Below are 16394 nucleotides of genomic sequence, written 5' to 3'. Positions count from 1 at the left end.
GCCAAAAATTCAGTCGGCTGATTTAAGCCAAAGCCTGGGCGAGATCGGCCAGGATATCATCCCGGTGTTCCAGCCCCACCGAAAGGCGGACGAAATCGGGAGAAACCCCCGCCGCCTGCTGCTGTTCCGGGGTCAGCTGGGAATGGGTGGTGGAGGCGGGATGAATCGCCAGGCTGCGCGAGTCGCCGATATTGGCCAGGTGGCTGAACAGCTTGAGTTTATTGATGAAGCGGCGCCCGGCCTCCACCCCGCCCTTGATCCCGAAACCCACCAGGGCGCCGTAGCCCCCTTGCAGGTAGCGGGCGGCCATGGCGTGGGTGGGATGATTGCTCAAGCCGGGATAAAGCACCCATTCCACCCCGGGATGATCCTGGAGGAATTCGGCCACCGCCAAGGCGTTGGCGCAATGGCGCTCCATGCGCAGGGTCAGGGTTTCGATCCCCTGGAGGATCAGAAAGCTGTTCATCGGCGAGATGCAGGCCCCGGTATCCCGCAGCAGGATGGTCCGGGCCCGGATCACATAGGCGGCCGGCCCCACCGCGGCGCTCCAGACCACCCCGCCGTAGGAGGGATCCGGTTCGGTGAACATGGGAAACTTGCCGCTCTCCTGCCAGGGAAACTTGCCGCTGTCGACCATGACTCCGCCGATGGAGTTGCCGTGCCCGCCGCAGAACTTGGTCAGGGAATGGACCACGATGTCGGCCCCGTGCTCGAAGGGGCGGCAGAGGGCCGGCGTGGGCACGGTGTTGTCGACGATCAGGGGGATCCCGGCCCGGTGGGCGATTTTCGCGATCTCGGCCAGGTCCGGGGTATCCAGGCGGGGGTTGCCGATGGTTTCCAGGAACAGGCAGCGGGTCTGCTCGGTGATGGCGGCGGCGAAACTCTCCGGCTTGTCGGCGTCGACGAAGGTGGTGGTGATCCCGTAGCGGGGCAGGGTGTGCTGGAGCAGGTTATAGGTCCCGCCGTAGAGGCTGGAGGCGGCCACGACATGATGGCCGTTCTCGCAGATATTCATGATGGCGTATGTGATCGCCGCCGAGCCCGAACTGGTGGCCAAAGCCCCGACGCCGCCTTCCAGCATCATCATGCGGCGCTCGAGGACATCGGTGGTGGGGTTCATGATCCGGGTATAGATGTTGCCGGTAGCCTCGGGAGGAAAGTCCTCGGGCCGGAGGCCGTCGCTGTCAAGGTTGAGCCGGGGGGCCCAGACCTCGGGCTTGAGGGCGAATAGCGAGGCGGCGTCATCGGTGTCGGCGAAGACGTAGCTGGTGGTCTGGTAGATGGGCACCGCCCGGCTACGGGTGGCGGGATCCGGGGTATGGCCCCCGTGGAGGGCGATGGTTTCGGCTTTCCAGGTGCTTTTGCTCATGGACGGTTCCTTGTTGAAGGGAAAAGTGGGAAGTTCGAGTAACGGCCATTACCTGCAGCCGGCGAGGGCGAACCGTCGACCCGGCGGCCGGCGGGCAAGCCGATAATCGCCGGGAGCCGACAGCCGCGGCCCTCTTCCGGCCCTGCCTGCCAACCTTTATACTTTCACAAGTTGGCCGGGGAAAGTCAACAGAACAAAATCTTCCGGAAGCGATTCCGGCCTCGGTGGCCCTTCCGGTCATTGCCCCTAAGGGCCGGAGCTTGTTTGGGCCGGGACTGATTCGCCTTTTCCGCTCACGCTTCATTATACCAAGATATTAATGAATCCGGCCCGAGTCAACTGGCTGGCCCGGGTTTCCGCTCGCCGCGATCAGGCATTGACAAGCGGCCGTTGAGGCCACATTGTAATAGCAGGCCGGAGATGGTTCCGCAGCCTGCCACGCTGAAGCTCAATAAATGGGGGGAAAGATGGAAACCTGCACACCGGCCCGCGATACGGCCGCCACTTTTGTTTATGTCTCCCTGGATACTTATGCCTGCAACGGCTGCGCCGGCTGCGCCGAGTTATGCCCGGAAGTTTTCCGGATGGACGAGACCGGGGACAAGGCCGAGCTGCTTGACGGCTGTGTGCCTTTGACCCCCGACTTGGCGGAGGCGATCAAGATGTGCGCCCAGCAGTGCATCGAGCTGGAGCCCTGCTGAAGCGGCGCCGGGGGAGGCCGGCCCGGCTCCCGGGGCTTAAAAAACGGTCTTGAAGACCACGAAGCCGCCGATCAGCAGAAGCAGGAAGATGATGGTCAGGAGATTGAAGTAGCGCTCGATGAAGCCGCGGATAGCGGGGCCGAAATAATAGATAAAGGCCGCCACCATGAAGAAGCGGGCGCCGCGGGAAATCAGCGAGGCCAGGCAGAAGGTGGCGAAGTTGAGCTCGAAAGCCCCGGCGGTCAGGGTAAAGAGCTTGTAGGGCAGGGGGGTGAAGCCGGCGGCTCCCACCGCCCAGGCGTCGTAGCGGCGGTAGAGGGCCTGCACCTCGCTGAATTGCTCGGTCATGCCGTAGAAGCTGATGATATGGTGCCCCACCAGTTCCATGAAAAAGTAGCCCAGGCCGTAGCCCAGCATCCCCCCAAGCACCGAGCCCACCGTGCAGACCAGGGCGAAGCGGAAGGCCTTGGCGGGCACCGCGATGGCCAGGCCCATGAGAAAGACGTCGGGCGGGATGGGAAAGACCGAGGATTCCACCACCGCCACCCAGAACAGCACCCAGATTCCCCCGGGTTTGCCCATCCAGTGCAGGCAGCTGTCATAAATCCGCCGCAGGATGCCGGGCGCCGCCGGGGCCTTAGGCTCCCGGCCGTTCAATCCTCCCTCCCCGCCATCATTATTCATCAAACCTGATTATTCCCGCGCCGCTGAGTTGGTATGCCTTGGTGGCCGCCGGCCGCCTCGGCCTGCCCGCCCTGAACAGGCCGCCGTAAACGTGGAGGCCCGGGCCCGCTTGGCCGCCACCGGAATTGCCGGAAGGGATCAAGCAGTGGCCGGCCCGCCGCGGCGGCTGGACCTTGCCATGATCATTCGGATTGCCAGCCGTGGGCGCCGACCAGCTTGACGAACCGGACATACTCCGCCACCCGGCTGCTGATTTCCCCTTCCGCTTTTTTGATCACTGTCAGGGCCTGGGAGTCCCGGTCGCCCACCGGGATCACCATGGTTCCCGGATCGGCGAGCTGCTCCACCAGGGGTTGGGGAATCCGGGGGCCGCCGGCGGTGACGATGATGGCATCGAAGGGGGCGTGTTCGGCCCAGCCGGCGGTGCCGTCATCGGCCTTGCTGAGGATATTGAAGAGCTGGAGGCGGTCGAAATTGCGCCGGGCCCGGGCCAGCAGGGGCTTGATCCGTTCCACGGTGTAAACCCGCCGGCAGATGGCGGCCAGGATCGCCGACTGGTAGCCGCAGCCGGTGCCGATCTCCAGCACCCGATCGGTTTTTTTGAGTTCCAGCAGCTGGGTCATCAGGGCGACGATGTAGGGCTGGGAGATGGTCTGGCCCTCGCCGATGGGCAGGGGGAAATCCCCGTAGGCCTGGGGCCGGAGCGCCTCTTCGACGAAGAAATGGCGCGGGACCGCCGCCATGGCGGCCAGGACGTTGGGATCGACGATGCCCCGGGGGATCAGTTGTTCCTCCACCATCCGGGTGCGGGCTTTCTGGTAGCCGTCCCTCATGGGCGTTCATCCGGCGCGGGGAGGTCGAACTTACGAAACTCCGCCTCGGTCAGGGCCCGATAGGTACTGTTGGTCATCCGGCCGTCCCGGAGGTTGATCACCGCCAGGTGGTAATCCTCGTGGCCCAGCCAGCCGCCGACCACTCTGGATCGCCGCATCCGGCTTTGCCGGGCTTCCAGGTAAAGCCATTCCTCGCCGCCCTCGGCGAGGGAACGACGCAGATCCGGCGGGCCCATGATCGCCAGGATTTCCCGTTCGTCGGCGGCCGGGGCCAACAGGCTGAGGTCCGCGGCCAGGTGGCGGGCCTGGTAGCCCCGGGAGGCGCAGGCGGTCAAGCCGCCCAGTAAAAGGAGGATCAACGCGGCATGCAGGACGCGGCGGTATGATGATGGCATGTCTTCTCCTTGCTGCTGCTTGGGTCGTGGTTGGCGTGGCTGGAGATGGTCCCCTGACCATGGCGGCCGGGACAGCCAGAGGCAAAATATCCCGATAGCCCGGCTTTTGCAACCGGGGAAAAAAATTCGCCCATTTTCCCGGCCCTGCCGGAGCTAAATGCTTGACCGCCGGTTCGGTCTTGGACTAGACTGAATGATATTGCCTTGTGCCTTGTCGAGTTGAAGAAAATGCTGCGAGGGCCTTTTGATGCGTTGTGGGAAATGCGGTTATATCTCTTTTGACAGCCAGGAAAAGTGTGGCCGGTGCGGCCGGGATCTCGGCGAGATGGCCGGGCAACTGGGTGGAACTGCGACCAGCCTCGAGGCCCCGCAATGGCTGGCGGGGGGGCTGGCGGCGGAACAGGCCCTGGCCGGCGCCGACGAACCGGAAGCCGACCCGGTCGAGACCCTGGTGCTGGACCCCAACCATGACGTTCCCGTGGATGAGGCCGCCGAGCTGGCTTTTGTCCTGGAGGATGTAACCGCACCCGCCCTGGCGGATGTGGATTTCGGCGAGGAAATTTCCCTGCGGGACGAGGCCAGCCTCCATTCCGCCGGGCCGGAGTCCGTGGATCCGGCCGAGACGGAACGGGCCGGGGCGGCGGTGGCTGCCGCCGCTTTCTCCCCGGCGGCCGAGCCCGGGCAAGGGGAGGCGATTCCCGAAGTGGAGGGCTACGGCTCCTTTGATCTGCTCGACCTGGAAGATATAGAAGAGAGCGCGGCTGGAGCCGGGCCGGACCCGTCCGGCGAGAAAACCGCGCCGGCGGCCCCGGCCGCCGGCTATCGCAAGATGGAGGATGTTTCCGATTTGCTCGAGGATCACGGCCCAGAGGCGGCTGATGATCAAGCCGGGCCGGATGAGCTGGTTCTTAGTCTCGATGATGACCAGGCCCTCTTGGGAGCCGAAGCAAAAGCGGCTGAGCTGCCGGATATTCCCGACCTGGGACTTTCCCTGGAAAGCGCCGAAGAAGCCGACGAAGAAAAGGATAAGTAACCCCCGAGCCCGAAAACTGCTTGACATTACGCCGTCGGTTCAATAAATAGCTCTCTTGCTTTCAGCGAGTGCCGGGATAGCTCAGTCGGTAGAGCATCGGACTGAAAATCCGAGTGTCCCTGGTTCGAATCCTGGTCCCGGCACCAGAAAAAAACAAGGGCTTACGGGGGTTTCACCTGTAAGCCCTTTTTTTGTTTTCCAGCCCCTTTTCCCCGGGGCCGACCTGGTCCTTGGCGGCCGGCAAGGGCCTGATGATTTCCCGCCAAAACGGTGCTGATTGCCCGGCCGCTGGCGGGGGTGGGGATTAAAATCTCGACCAAGTGGGGAATTATGATGGACCGGCAGGGAGATGGTTAGCGGCTGATCGCAGAGGTAAAAAAAAGTCTTCTGGTTGATGATGGCACCGTTTTTCGCTTTGGTGTTTTTGCTTGGCGGGCCGCTTCCGGGCGGGGCTGCCGCGGGGATGGGAGAGGGGGCCTTGCCGGCCGCAGGGCTTAACAGGGGACAGGACATGAACCAGCAAAATGAAGAGGATGGGGCAGATCTTATTGCGGCCGCCCAGTACGGGGCCAGCGAGATAGTCGCGGATTTGCTCGCGCAAGGGGTGGACCCGGATTTTCAGAACCAGGAGGGCAACACCGCCTTGATGGCGGCAGCCTACCATGGCCATACCGAGATCGCCGAACTGCTGCTCGACCGGGGCGCCCGCGTGGACATCCAGAACCTTAAGGGTGAAACGGCTCTTACCATGGCGGCCTACCAGGGCCTGATCGCAACCGCCTTGCTCCTGAGCGAGCGGGGCGCCCAACTCGATCTGCAAAATGAGTGGGGTTATACCGCCCTTTTCGGAGCGGCTTTCGCTGACAACACCGATATGGCCCGGCTGCTGATCGAGCAGGGCGCCCAGCTGGATATCCAGGATCGGCGGGGCCAGACAGTCCTGATGATCGCGACCATCCGCGGCAACACCGAGCTGGCCGAATTGCTGATTGCCAAAGGAGCCCGGCTGGATATCCAAACCCCGGATGGGACAACCGCCCTGGATTTGGCCCTCAGAACCGAGCGCCAGGCCATTGCCGAGCTGATCCGGGCCGCCTTGGCCGCGAACCCCTGAACCGGACCCGGCCGGGGGTCCGGCCGCGCAAAAAAATTCCACTCCCCCAGGTCGGCGGGTGGACCGGCTTTTCCGGCCCGTTCGTCGGCGGGCCTAACAAGTCGGCTTTCCTTTCTTTTTATCCTTGACAAGTCCGCTCTCCAGCGGTAAAAGTGCCTGTTTCGTCATAAAGAGAGATCTTGCTGACGGCTCCGGGTTGGGAGCCGTCTTTTTTGTCGGTTCCGCCAGTGCTTCGCCGACCTGCCAACGGCATGGCAGGTTATGCCGGCGCCCCCGCCTGGAGCAGCGGGGCCGCCAAACAGCAGCGGGCTCGGCCGGGCAGGTTCCGGCAAAATTCAGAACCAAACCAACGGAGCAAACGAGGAAAGCACCATGAGAGATCTGGCTAAAGCCCGGAATATCGGGATCAGCGCCCATATTGATTCGGGCAAGACCACCCTGACCGAACGTATTCTCTTTTACACCCAGAGAATTCATGCCATCCATGAAGTCCGGGGCAAGGACGGGGTCGGCGCCACGATGGATTCCATGGAGCTGGAGCGCGAACGGGGGATCACCATCGCCTCCGCCGCCACTTACTGCGACTGGAAGGGGCATTCCATCAACATCATCGATACCCCCGGCCATGTCGATTTCACCATCGAGGTGGAACGGGCCCTGCGGGTGCTGGACGGCGCCATCCTGGTGCTCTGCTCGGTGGGCGGGGTCCAGTCCCAGAGCATCACCGTCAACCGCCAGATGACCCGTTACCGGGTACCCCGGATCGCCTTCATCAATAAGTGCGATCGCACCGGGGCCAACCCCGACCGGGTTATCCAGCAGTTGCGCGACAAGCTCAACCTCAACGCCGTGGCCGTGCAACTTCCCATCGGCCTGGAGGCCGATCTGGCCGGGGTGGTGGATCTGGTCAGCATGAAGGCCCTTTATTTTGAAGGCGAAAACGGGGAGATCATTCGCGAAGCGGAGATTCCCGCCAACCTCCGGGAAGAGGCCGAAAGCAAGCGGGAAACCCTGCTCGACGCCGCCTCGATGTTCTCCGATGAGTTGATGGAGGCGGTGCTGGAGGGCAATCCCACCGAAGAGATGATCCAGGCCGCCATCCGCAAGGGCACCCTGACCCTGGAACTGACTCCGGTCCTGATGGGTTCGGCCTACAAGAACAAGGGGGTTCAGGTACTGCTCGACGCCGTGGCCGCTTACCTGCCCAGCCCCAGCGAGGTCACCAACTACGCCCTCGACCTGGATCAAGGCGAGGTCGAAGTCCCGGTGACCAACAACCCCAATGATCCCACCGTGGCCCTGGCCTTCAAGCTCGAAGACGGCCGCTACGGCCAGCTCACCTATCTCCGCACCTACCAGGGCACTTTGAACAAGGGCGATACCATCGTCAACGCCCGCACCGGCAAGAAGCTCAAGATCGGCCGCCTGGTGCGGATGCATGCCGACACCATGGAGGACATCGAAGCCTCCGGGGCCGGCGACATCGTTGCCCTGTTCGGGGTGGACTGCGCCTCCGGCGACACCTTCACCGACGGCAAAATCAATTATTCGATGAGCTCGATGCATGTGCCCGCCCCGGTTATCTCCCTGGCCATCAAGCCCATCGACAACAAGGCCCAGGTCAACATGTCCAAGGCCCTGAACCGTTTCACCAAGGAAGACCCAACCTTCAAGACCTTCGTGGACGCGGAAACCAACGAGACCATTATTTCCGGCATGGGCGAACTCCACCTCGATGTCTACATCGAGCGGATGAAGCGGGAATACAAGGCGGTGGTCGAGGTCGGCGCCCCCCGGGTGGCCTATCGCGAGACCATCACCCAGCGGGCCGACTTCAACTACACCCACAAGAAGCAGACCGGCGGCAGCGGCCAGTTCGGCCGGGTGGCCGGCTACATGGAACCCTTGGAGGAAGGCGAATACGAGTTCGTGGACAAGATTGTCGGCGGGGTAATCCCCCGGGAATTTATCTCCTCCTGCGACAAGGGCTTCCAGAAGGCCAAGGAGAAAGGGGTGCTGATCGGGGCCCCGATCAACGGGGTGCGCTGCGTGATCAACGATGGCGCCGCCCACTCGGTGGACTCATCCGATGTCGCCTTCCAGCAGGCGGCCCTCGGCGCCTTCCGGGAAGGTTACCTCAAGGCCCAGCCGGTTATCCTGGAACCCATTATGAAAGTTGCGGTGGAAGGCCCCACCGAATTCCAGGGCTCGGTCATGGGCAGCATCAACCAGCGGCGGGGCATGATCATCGGCACCACCGAGGAAGATGACTACACGGTGGTCGAGGCCGAGGTGCCGCTTTCCGAGATGTTCGGCTATTCCACCGATCTGCGCTCCTTGACCCAGGGCAAGGCCGAGTTTACCATGGAATTCGCCACCTACCGGCCGGTACCCAAGAGTGTCGCCGAGCAGCTCATCGCTGAATTCAAGAAAGAAAAAGAGAAGAAATAGGCAGATACAGGAGACCGCCGCCATGCTCAAGCAGGAATTGATCGCCAAGAACCCCATTCGCCACCTTAACTCCGGAGCCGAAGGGAATATCAGCTCGCGAATGGGGCTGGTCATCTCCCGGGCCGGTCTGGGCAAGACCGCCATTCTGGTCCAGATTGCTTTGGACTCGCTGCTCAACGGCAAACAGGTAATTCACGTCAGCATCGGTCAGAGCCTGGAAAAAACCCGGGTCTGGTATGACGATATTTTCAAGGATATCGCCGAAGGGTGCAAGTTGAGCAACCCCTACGAGATTTACGATGAGATCATGCGCAACCGGATGATCATGACCTTCAAGGAGTCCAGCTTCAGCCGCTCCCGCCTGGAAGAGCGGCTCAACGACCTGATCTACCAGAACATTATCCGCCCCGGCTGCATGGTGGTGGACGGCTACGATTTCGCCACCGCCGACCGGCGGATCTTTGAGGACCTGCGGGAAATGGCCCGGACCATGGATCTCCAGATCTGGTTCTCGGCGGTCAGCCACCAGGACGACCAGCGCACCAGCCCCGAAGGGGTGCCCGCTCCCTGCCACGAGATCTCCGACCTCTTCGATACCGTGGTGGTGCTCGAGCCCTCCAGCGGCAGCGAATGCATCGATCTGAACATCATCAAGGACACCGCCGGCAACGTGACCGGCGGTCTTTTCCTGCAGTTGGACACGATTACCTTCATGATCAAGGAAGGCTGCCGCTAGACCCTGATCAGCAGCGCATTCTGGCCTGAAGCAAACCGGCGGCATACTAGGGTATGGTCGCCGGTTTTGTTTGGGCCGGGCCGCAGCCCGGCTCGGCCTATGGCGGGCAGCAAAGACCGGTGGGGGGAGCTTGTGATGAAATTCCGGCCCTGTATTGATTTGCATGAAGGCAAGGTGAAGCAGATCGTCGGCTCCACCCTGTCCGATGGTGACCGCAACGCCCTGGCGACCAACTTTACCTCCGAGCAGCCGCCGGCCTATTACGCCGAAATGTACCGGCGGGATCAGCTCCACGGGGGCCATGTGATCATGCTGGGGCCCGGCAACGAAGAGGCTGCCACGGAGGCCCTGGCCGCCTGGCCCGGGGGGTTGCAGCTCGGCGGCGGCATCACCGCCGCCAACGCCGCCGCTTGGCTGGACCGGGGGGCGGCGGCGGTAATCGTTACCTCCTTTGTCTTCCGCGACGGTCAGGTGCTGGAAGACCGCCTGCGGCAACTGGTCCGGGCCGTGGGCCGGGAACGGCTGGTTCTCGATCTCAGCTGCCGCAAGCGGGACGGCCGTTACCTGGTGGTCACCGACCGTTGGCAGAAATTCACCTCCATGGCGGTGGACGCCGCCTCGCTGGACTATTTTTCCCGTTTCTGCACCGAATTCCTGGTCCATGCGGTTGATGTCGAAGGCAAATGCGCCGGAGTGGCCGAAGATTTGCTGGAACTGCTGGCCGACCACGCGCCGCTGCCCACCACCTACGCCGGCGGCGTGGCCAGCATGGCCGATCTTTACCGCATCCGGGAACTGGGCCGCGACCGGCTGGACGCCACCGTCGGCAGCGCCCTCGATATCTTCGGCGGCACCGGGGTAAAGTACCGGGACGCGGTGGCCTTTAACCGGGCTTGAGCGCCGGGCCTTCCCGGCCGGCTTGCCTCTCCCTCCCTCCTGTTCCGGCCCGCTCTGTCGGCGACGGTCATTCCGGTGATACAATGTGCCAGTCGAAGCCGGCCTTTAGCAGCGCCATCGATAACCTCCCGCCGCGGCCGCGCAAGCCGGATTAACAGCTATTATCAGCGATTGGTCCGGCCCTTAACATCCCTCCTTTTTTGTTTCTCCGCCCCGGTTTTTTGTCTTGAAATCCCTTGGCAAACATGCTACGAATGCCCCTTGAATTCTGAATTGTCATTCAGAATAACCGTTTTGCCGTTGTGGGAAGCGGAAACAGGGGAGAGGGAGGGCATAAAGGGATGCGGCTGGCGCAATTCTTGGAGGAAAACAGAGGAGATATTCAGGACCGTTGGGTTAATCGGGTTCTGGACAGTTACGCCGGCGATGCCGCCACCATTTTCAAGCGGGAAGATGACCGCTTTGCCAACCCGGTGGGTTACACCACCCGCCATACTCTCACCACCGTTTACACCCTCCTTTTCGATCAGTCGGACCGGCCGGGGCCGGACCTCGAGCAGGTTCGGGCCGAACTGGAAACCTTCATCAAGATCCGGGCCGTCCAGACCTTTACCCCGGCTTCGGCGGTCGCCTTCATCTACGACCTGAAAACCGTGGTCCGCGAGGCCGCGGCCCGGGAGCGCGCCCTGGAGGCTACCCCACAGGACTGGGAAAGGTTTCACGACAACCTGGATGCCCTGGCCCTGGTGGTTTTCGATCTTTACATGGCCAGCCGGGAACGTCTCTTTAAAGCCCAGCTCAATGAAATCAAAACCATGAACCACATGCTGACCCAGCACGGCTGCTCGGCGGCCGGGCTGGCGGATAAAACCACGCAGTTAATGGCGGATGTTAAACCTCTTCATACTCACAGCAACGAAGCGAGGTAACGGTCAATGAGAGTCCTGAAAGCCTTTATCGCGGTCGTGGCACTGGTCCTGGTCGCCTTGCTGGTGGCCCAGGTGCCTGGCGGGCAAAGCCTGCTCGGGATAGTGCTGCCCTACCTGGCATTTGCCATTTTCCTGGGCGGTTTTATCTACAAGGTGGTGGATTGGGCCAAGTCGCCGGTGCCCTTCCGCGTTCCCACCACCTGCGGACAGGAAAATTCCCTGCCCTTCATCAAGCAAAACAAGCTGGACTGCCCCTCCACCAGCGCCGGCGTGGTCGGCCGGATGCTCCTGGAAGTCCTGTTGTTCCGCTCCCTGTTCCGCAACACCCGGGCTTCGATCCATGACGGGCCCCGGCTGGCGTACGGCTCCAACAAGTGGCTCTGGCTTTTCGGGCTCATCTTCCACTACAGCTTCCTGGTGATCGTGCTGCGCCACATGCGCCTCTTTACCGATCCCATCGTCTTCTTCGTCCCCCCGCTGGAATTCCTCGACGGTTTTCTGGAAATCGGCGCCACCAGCATCTACATGAGCAGCTTCCTGCTGCTGGTGGGGGTGACTTTTCTCTTCCTGCGCCGGTTGGTGCGGCCCTATCTCCGCTACCTTTCCCTGCCCGCCGATTACTTCCCCCTGCTGCTGATTTTCGGCATCGGGGTCAGCGGGATTCTCATGCGGCACGTGTTCCGGGTCGACGTGGTGGCGGTCAAGGAACTGACCGTGGGCCTGGCTACCTTCTCGCCGGCCATCGACGGTCAGATCGGGGCGATCTTCTTCGTCCATGTCTTTCTGGTCTGCGTGCTGCTGGCCTACTTCCCCTTCAGCAAGCTGATGCATCTGGGCGGGATCTTCATGAGCCCGACCCGGAACATGGCCAACAACAGCCGGATGGTCCGCCACGAGAATCCGTGGAACGATCCCAAGATCAAGCCCCACTCCTACTCCGCATACGAGGACGAGTTCCGCGAGTTCATGGTTGACGCCGGTCTGCCGGTGGAGAAGGAACTGCCTGCCGCCGAGCCGGAACCCGCGGCGGAAGCCCCGGCCGAGGAACCGAAAGCTTGATGCAGCCGGTCTTGCCGAAAGCGCAAAAACTTTTCAGATAAGGAACGACGACAATGGCAGATACCAAAGCAGCAGAAATGAAGGTAAAGGTGGTCACGGAGCCGTCCCTGATGACCGGCGCCATACCCACCCGCGACTGGTGGGACGTGGAGGCGATCTTCAAGCCGGGCAACTACTGCTACCCGGCCAAGAAGAGCATCGTCGAATATCACGGCAAGAATCTTCCCGGCCTGTTCGGCGAACCCCGCGACTGGGACGTGGAAAGCGACGACTGGCTGTTGCCGGAGAACTGGCAGGAAATCATCATCAATGGGATCAAGGAACGGCTGGACAAGTTCCGGTCGCTCAAGATCTTCATGGACTGTTGCGTCCGTTGCGGCGCCTGCGCCGATAAGTGTCACTTCTTTCTCGGCACCGGGGATCCCAAGAACATGCCGGTGCTGCGGGCCGAGCTTTTCCGTTCGGTCTACCGCAACGACTTCACCCTGGCCGGCAAGATTCTCGGCGATATTGCCGGGGCCCGGCCCATGACCTTCAAGGTGCTGAAGGAATGGTTCATGTATTTCTACCAGTGCACCGAGTGCCGGCGCTGCTCGGTCTTCTGCCCTTACGGCATCGATACCGCCGAGGTCACCATGATGGCCCGCGAACTGCTCCATCTGGTGGGAGTCGGCACCAACTGGATCCTAGAGCCGGCGGCCAACTCCAACCGCACCGGCAACCATCTCGGCCTCCAGCCCCACACCTTCAAGGAGAACGCCGAGTTTCTGATCGACGACATTGAAGAGGCCACCGGGGTAAGGCTGCAAAACCTCAACTTTAACCGCAAGGGAGCGGAGATCCTCTTCGTCATTCCCTCGGCCGATGTTTTCGCCGATCCCGGGATCTTCACCTTCATGGGCTACCTGCTGATCTTCGAGCATATCGGGCTCGACTACACCATCAGCACCTACTCCTCGGAGGGCGGCAACTTCGGGCTCTTCACCAACAACCAGCTGATGAAGAAGCTCAACGGCAAGATGTACGCCGAGGCCAAGCGCCTGGGGGTCAAGTGGATCCTCGGCGGCGAGTGCGGCCACATGTGGCGGGTCATTCACCAGTACATGGGCACCATGAACGGCCCGGCCGACTTCCTCGAGGTTCCCAAGTCGCCGATCACCGGCACCGTCTTTGAGAACGCCGCCGCCACCAAGATGACTCATATCAGCGAGTTCACAGCCGATTTGATCCACCACGGCAAGCTCAAGATCGACAAGAGCCGCAACGATCACCGGGTAGTAACCTTCCACGACTCCTGCAACACCGCCCGCGGCATGGGCCTGCTGGAAGAGCCCCGCTACCTGCTGAAAAACGTCTGCAATAATTTTTACGACATGCCGGAAAACACCATCCGCGACAAGACCTTCTGCTGCGGCAGCGGTACCGGCCTCAACACCGGCGAGATCATGGACCTGCGGATGCGGGCCGGCCTGCCGCGCGCCAACGCGGTGCGCTACGTGGCCGACCGCCACGGGGTCAACATGCTCTCCTGCGTCTGTGCCATTGATCGGGCCACCCTGCTGTCCCTCAATCAATACTGGAACCCCGATGTTGAAGTCTGTGGAGTTTCCGAACTGGTCGGCAACGCCCTCATCATGGAGGGAGAAAAAGAGCGCGAGATGGATCTGCGATTCGCGCCCCTGGCGGGAATGGAGGGTTAAAACATGTACGGAAGCGGACGAATCATACCAGCGTTGATCATCTTTGTCGGCCTGATGACCTTCCCCATCTGGCACAATGCCGGCAAGGCCCAGCAGCCACCCCAGATCGTATTGCCCACCCAGTACGATGAATGCGTGCGCGATCCCCAGTTCATGCGGGAAAGCCACATGGTCCTGCTCCACGAGTGGCGCGACGATATCCTGCGCAAAAGCGGCCCCCGTTCGGGGGTTACCCCCAGCGGCATGCGCTACGAGCGCAGTCTGCAGAAGGGTTGCGTAACCTGCCACAGCAACAAGGAAACTTTCTGCGACGAATGCCATAATTACACGGCCGTCGTGCCCGACTGCTGGGCTTGCCATCTCGAACCGACCAAGGAGGCCATATAAGATGAAGAAGGACAGGCGAGGTTTTCTTAAACTAGCAGGGTGTGCGGCGGCCGCCGGGATCGGGTCCTCCACCGCGTTCCACTCGCTGCTTCGCGGCGAAGCTCAGGCCGCCGGCCTGCAAAGGGCCGGCAAAGACAAGGAAAAAGCCGACACCCGTTTGGGGATGGCCATTGATGTCAACAAATTTCTGGAAAATCGCGGCCTGGCCGAGCGCTGCATCCGGATCTGCCATGACATCCATAACGTGCCCGATTTCGGCAACCCCAAGGATGAGATCAAGTGGCTTTGGAACGATAAATTTGAAAACGTGTTCGTCAAGGACACCCACTATCGCCAGAGCGAAAGGCTGCTGGGGATGCCGGTGCTGACCCTCTGCAACCACTGCGACAACCCGCCCTGCGTGCGGGCCTGCCCCACCAAGGCGACCTTCAAGAAGAGTGACGGGGTGGTGGGGATGGATTATCACCGCTGCATCGGCTGCCGCTTCTGCATGGCGGCCTGCCCCTATGGAGCCCGGAGCTTCAACTATCGCGACCCCCGCGGCAAGGACCGCAACGGCCGGACCTTTATCCGCGAACTCAACCAAGAATATCCCGCCAGGACCATGGGTGTCGTGGAAAAATGCAACTTCTGCACCGAACGCCTGGCGGTGGGCCAGCTTCCCGCCTGCGTGGAGGAAGCCCGGCCCTATGAAGCCATGTTCTTCGGCAATCTCAATGACCCCAATTCGGAAATCAGCCGGGTGCTGCGCGATAAGTTCACCATTCTGCGGCGACCGTCCCTGGGAACCTATCCATCCGTCTTCTATATCATTTAAGGTGAGCCGTCATGATTGAAAAAGCGTTACAGGGGAGCAAGGGATACTGGACGTGGATAGCGTGCCTGCTGGCGGTCATCGCCGTCGGGGCCCTGTTCTACCTCCAGCAGTGGAACCAAGGTCTGGGCGTCACCGGCATGAGCCGGGATGTATCCTGGGGGCTCTATATTTCCCAGTTTACCTTCCTGGTCGGGGTCGCCGCCGGCGGCCTGATGCTTGTGCTTCCCTATTATCTCCATAACTACAAGGAATTCGGCCGGATCACGATCCTCGGTGAGTTCATGGCCATTGCCGCGGTGCTGATGTGCCTGATGTTCATCGTCGCCGACCTCGGCCAGCCGATGCGGGCCTTGAACGTGGTCCTCTATCCCACCCCCCAGTCCATGCTGTTCTGGGACATGATCGTGCTCAACGGCTACCTGGCCCTGAACCTGGTCTGCGGCTGGGCGATCCTCCATTCCGAGTACAAGGGGGTCAAGTACGCCAGCTGGGTAAAACCCTTCATTTACCTTTCCATCCCCTGGGCCGTCAGCATCCATACCGTCACCGCCTTTCTTTACGCCGGTCTGCCGGGTCGTGATTACTGGCTCACCGCCATCCTGGCCCCGCGCTTCCTGGCCTCGGCCTTCGCCGCCGGCCCGGCCCTGCTGCTGATCATCGCCCTGATCATGGAGCGCAACACCCTCTTTAAAGTCGGGCAGGTGGCCAAGGACAAGCTGGTGACCATTATTTCCTACGCCGCGATCATCAACTTTTTCTTCCTGGCCTGCGAGTTTTTCAGCGCCTACTACAGCCAGTATCCGAGCAAGATGTACACCAAGGATTACCTCTTCTTCGGGTTGGAACGGGATGGTTCGATCTTCAACAACCTGGTGCCCTACATGCAGGTCTCGGTGGTGATCGGGGTCATCGGCATTGTGCTGATCTTCATGGCCCGTTCGCGCAAGTCCGATATAATGCTGGGGATCGCCTGCGCCCTGATCTTCCTGTCGCTCTGGATCGACAAGGGTCTGGGCATGGTGCTGGGCGGTTTTGTCCCCAACCCCTACGGCCAGGTAACCCAGTACTATCCAACCATTACGGAACTGGGGATCACCGCCGCCATTTGGGCCACGGGCTTTTTGATCGTGACCATCCTCTACAAGGTGGCGATCAGCGTCAAGCTGGAAAAAGAACTGTAAAGTACCCACCCGGCTTGCGCCCCGGGTCCAGATCGGGCGGAAAGCCGCCGGGTGCTGTGGTTGACAAGCTGCCATCGCTGAAGCAGGTCCGGAAAATTCCGGGCCTGC

At 61.6% G+C, this 16394-nt stretch carries 16 protein-coding genes and 1 tRNA gene; 13 read left to right on the top strand and 4 right to left on the bottom strand.

All coding sequences use genetic code 11. From position 1 onward, the window contains the following. Positions 1 to 22: 22 nt before the first annotated feature. Positions 23 to 1369 carry an O-acetylhomoserine aminocarboxypropyltransferase/cysteine synthase family protein gene (locus tag ACHHTY_RS05010; protein ID WP_395492996.1) on the bottom strand — a complete coding sequence of 449 codons (1347 nt, stop codon included), beginning with the start codon at positions 1367 to 1369 and terminating at the stop codon, positions 23 to 25. Positions 1370 to 1836: 467 nt separating this feature from the next. Here ACHHTY_RS05010 and ACHHTY_RS05005 point away from each other — a divergent pair, with 467 nt between their 5' ends. Next, positions 1837 to 2070 (top strand): ferredoxin, encoded by a 234-nt coding sequence (locus ACHHTY_RS05005; RefSeq protein WP_395492995.1) that lies wholly within the window; start codon positions 1837 to 1839, stop codon positions 2068 to 2070. A gap of 36 nt (positions 2071 to 2106) precedes the next feature. Here ACHHTY_RS05005 and ACHHTY_RS05000 read toward each other — a convergent pair whose 3' ends face one another. The 3 genes from ACHHTY_RS05000 to ACHHTY_RS04990 all read right to left on the bottom strand — a co-directional run bounded on the left by ACHHTY_RS05000 (position 2107) and on the right by ACHHTY_RS04990 (position 3982). Then, complete coding sequence (locus tag ACHHTY_RS05000; RefSeq protein ID WP_395493027.1) at positions 2107 to 2652, bottom strand: YqaA family protein; 546 nt, start codon at positions 2650 to 2652, stop codon at positions 2107 to 2109. Positions 2653 to 2936: 284 nt separating this feature from the next. Then, complete coding sequence (locus ACHHTY_RS04995; RefSeq protein WP_395492994.1) at positions 2937 to 3587, bottom strand: protein-L-isoaspartate(D-aspartate) O-methyltransferase; 651 nt, start codon at positions 3585 to 3587, stop codon at positions 2937 to 2939. Continuing rightward, entirely contained in the window at positions 3584 to 3982 is a 399-nt protein-coding gene (locus tag ACHHTY_RS04990; RefSeq protein WP_395492993.1) for a hypothetical protein, read from the bottom strand. Before ACHHTY_RS04990 ends, ACHHTY_RS04995 begins: the two co-directional genes overlap by 4 nt. Before the next feature lie 247 nt (positions 3983 to 4229). Between ACHHTY_RS04990 and ACHHTY_RS04985 the strand changes: the two genes are divergently transcribed. The 12 genes from ACHHTY_RS04985 (at position 4230) to dsrP (ending at position 16286) form a co-directional block, all read left to right on the top strand. Beyond that, a complete protein-coding gene (locus tag ACHHTY_RS04985; RefSeq protein WP_395492992.1) occupies positions 4230 to 5015 on the top strand; it encodes a hypothetical protein in 786 nt (261 codons plus the stop codon). A 70-nt stretch (positions 5016 to 5085) separates the two neighbouring features. Next, positions 5086 to 5161 (top strand) — tRNA-Phe (locus ACHHTY_RS04980). A gap of 365 nt (positions 5162 to 5526) precedes the next feature. Next, positions 5527 to 6129, top strand: a complete 603-nt coding sequence (locus ACHHTY_RS04975) for an ankyrin repeat domain-containing protein (RefSeq protein ID WP_395492991.1) — start codon at positions 5527 to 5529, stop codon at positions 6127 to 6129. Between the two features lie 372 nt (positions 6130 to 6501). Further along, positions 6502 to 8580, top strand: coding sequence for an elongation factor G (gene fusA / locus ACHHTY_RS04970; RefSeq protein WP_395492990.1), 2079 nt, complete (start codon positions 6502 to 6504; stop codon positions 8578 to 8580). A gap of 22 nt (positions 8581 to 8602) precedes the next feature. Further along, complete coding sequence (locus ACHHTY_RS04965; RefSeq protein WP_395492989.1) at positions 8603 to 9316, top strand: hypothetical protein; 714 nt, start codon at positions 8603 to 8605, stop codon at positions 9314 to 9316. 135 nt (positions 9317 to 9451) lie between these two features. Then, positions 9452 to 10213, top strand: coding sequence for a phosphoribosylformimino-5-aminoimidazole carboxamide ribotide isomerase (hisA, locus tag ACHHTY_RS04960; RefSeq protein WP_395492988.1), 762 nt, complete (start codon positions 9452 to 9454; stop codon positions 10211 to 10213). 341 nt (positions 10214 to 10554) lie between these two features. Beyond that, on the top strand, positions 10555 to 11142 hold the full coding sequence (locus tag ACHHTY_RS04955; RefSeq protein ID WP_395492987.1) for an RsbRD N-terminal domain-containing protein: 588 nt from the start codon (positions 10555 to 10557) through the stop codon (positions 11140 to 11142). Between the two features lie 6 nt (positions 11143 to 11148). Then, entirely contained in the window at positions 11149 to 12201 is a 1053-nt protein-coding gene (gene dsrM, locus ACHHTY_RS04950) for a sulfate reduction electron transfer complex DsrMKJOP subunit DsrM (RefSeq protein WP_395492986.1), read from the top strand. 53 nt (positions 12202 to 12254) lie between these two features. Then, the gene (gene dsrK / locus ACHHTY_RS04945; RefSeq protein ID WP_395492985.1) at positions 12255 to 13901 is read left to right on the top strand and encodes a sulfate reduction electron transfer complex DsrMKJOP subunit DsrK; all 1647 of its coding nucleotides are present in this window, start codon (positions 12255 to 12257) and stop codon (positions 13899 to 13901) included. 3 nt (positions 13902 to 13904) lie between these two features. After that, positions 13905 to 14288, top strand: a complete 384-nt coding sequence (dsrJ, locus tag ACHHTY_RS04940; protein WP_395492984.1) for a sulfate reduction electron transfer complex DsrMKJOP subunit DsrJ — start codon at positions 13905 to 13907, stop codon at positions 14286 to 14288. A 1-nt stretch (position 14289) separates the two neighbouring features. Further along, entirely contained in the window at positions 14290 to 15105 is an 816-nt protein-coding gene (gene dsrO / locus ACHHTY_RS04935; RefSeq protein WP_395492983.1) for a sulfate reduction electron transfer complex DsrMKJOP subunit DsrO, read from the top strand. An 11-nt stretch (positions 15106 to 15116) separates the two neighbouring features. Next, positions 15117 to 16286: a sulfate reduction electron transfer complex DsrMKJOP subunit DsrP gene (gene dsrP, locus ACHHTY_RS04930; RefSeq protein ID WP_395492982.1), complete on the top strand. Its 1170-nt coding sequence runs from the start codon at positions 15117 to 15119 to the stop codon at positions 16284 to 16286. Positions 16287 to 16394 lie beyond the last annotated feature (108 nt).

The sequence above is a fragment of the Desulfurivibrio nitratireducens genome (assembly GCF_044068515.1).
In the GTDB taxonomy this organism is placed as follows: Bacteria; Desulfobacterota; Desulfobulbia; order Desulfobulbales; family Desulfurivibrionaceae; genus Desulfurivibrio.
Note: the sequence above shows the minus strand (reverse complement) of the source record. Positions and strands in the feature narration are given on the sequence as shown.

What these genes read in the sequence shown, in the direction of transcription:
- ACHHTY_RS04990 (WP_395492993.1), bottom strand. Translation starts at nt 3,982, where the DNA reads ATGCCATCATCATACCGCCGCGTCCTGCATGCCGCGTTGATCCTCCTT.
- ACHHTY_RS04975 (WP_395492991.1), top strand. Translation starts at nt 5,527, where the DNA reads ATGAACCAGCAAAATGAAGAGGATGGGGCAGATCTTATTGCGGCCGCC.
- ACHHTY_RS04955 (WP_395492987.1), top strand. Translation starts at nt 10,555, where the DNA reads ATGCGGCTGGCGCAATTCTTGGAGGAAAACAGAGGAGATATTCAGGAC.
- ACHHTY_RS05010 (WP_395492996.1), bottom strand. Translation starts at nt 1,369, where the DNA reads ATGAGCAAAAGCACCTGGAAAGCCGAAACCATCGCCCTCCACGGGGGC.
- hisA (WP_395492988.1), top strand. Translation starts at nt 9,452, where the DNA reads ATGAAATTCCGGCCCTGTATTGATTTGCATGAAGGCAAGGTGAAGCAG.
- ACHHTY_RS04965 (WP_395492989.1), top strand. Translation starts at nt 8,603, where the DNA reads ATGCTCAAGCAGGAATTGATCGCCAAGAACCCCATTCGCCACCTTAAC.
- dsrK (WP_395492985.1), top strand. Translation starts at nt 12,255, where the DNA reads ATGGCAGATACCAAAGCAGCAGAAATGAAGGTAAAGGTGGTCACGGAG.
- ACHHTY_RS04985 (WP_395492992.1), top strand. Translation starts at nt 4,230, where the DNA reads ATGCGTTGTGGGAAATGCGGTTATATCTCTTTTGACAGCCAGGAAAAG.
- dsrO (WP_395492983.1), top strand. Translation starts at nt 14,290, where the DNA reads ATGAAGAAGGACAGGCGAGGTTTTCTTAAACTAGCAGGGTGTGCGGCG.
- dsrJ (WP_395492984.1), top strand. Translation starts at nt 13,905, where the DNA reads ATGTACGGAAGCGGACGAATCATACCAGCGTTGATCATCTTTGTCGGC.
- dsrP (WP_395492982.1), top strand. Translation starts at nt 15,117, where the DNA reads ATGATTGAAAAAGCGTTACAGGGGAGCAAGGGATACTGGACGTGGATA.
- ACHHTY_RS04995 (WP_395492994.1), bottom strand. Translation starts at nt 3,587, where the DNA reads ATGAGGGACGGCTACCAGAAAGCCCGCACCCGGATGGTGGAGGAACAA.
- ACHHTY_RS05000 (WP_395493027.1), bottom strand. Translation starts at nt 2,652, where the DNA reads ATGGGCAAACCCGGGGGAATCTGGGTGCTGTTCTGGGTGGCGGTGGTG.
- fusA (WP_395492990.1), top strand. Translation starts at nt 6,502, where the DNA reads ATGAGAGATCTGGCTAAAGCCCGGAATATCGGGATCAGCGCCCATATT.
- dsrM (WP_395492986.1), top strand. Translation starts at nt 11,149, where the DNA reads ATGAGAGTCCTGAAAGCCTTTATCGCGGTCGTGGCACTGGTCCTGGTC.
- ACHHTY_RS05005 (WP_395492995.1), top strand. Translation starts at nt 1,837, where the DNA reads ATGGAAACCTGCACACCGGCCCGCGATACGGCCGCCACTTTTGTTTAT.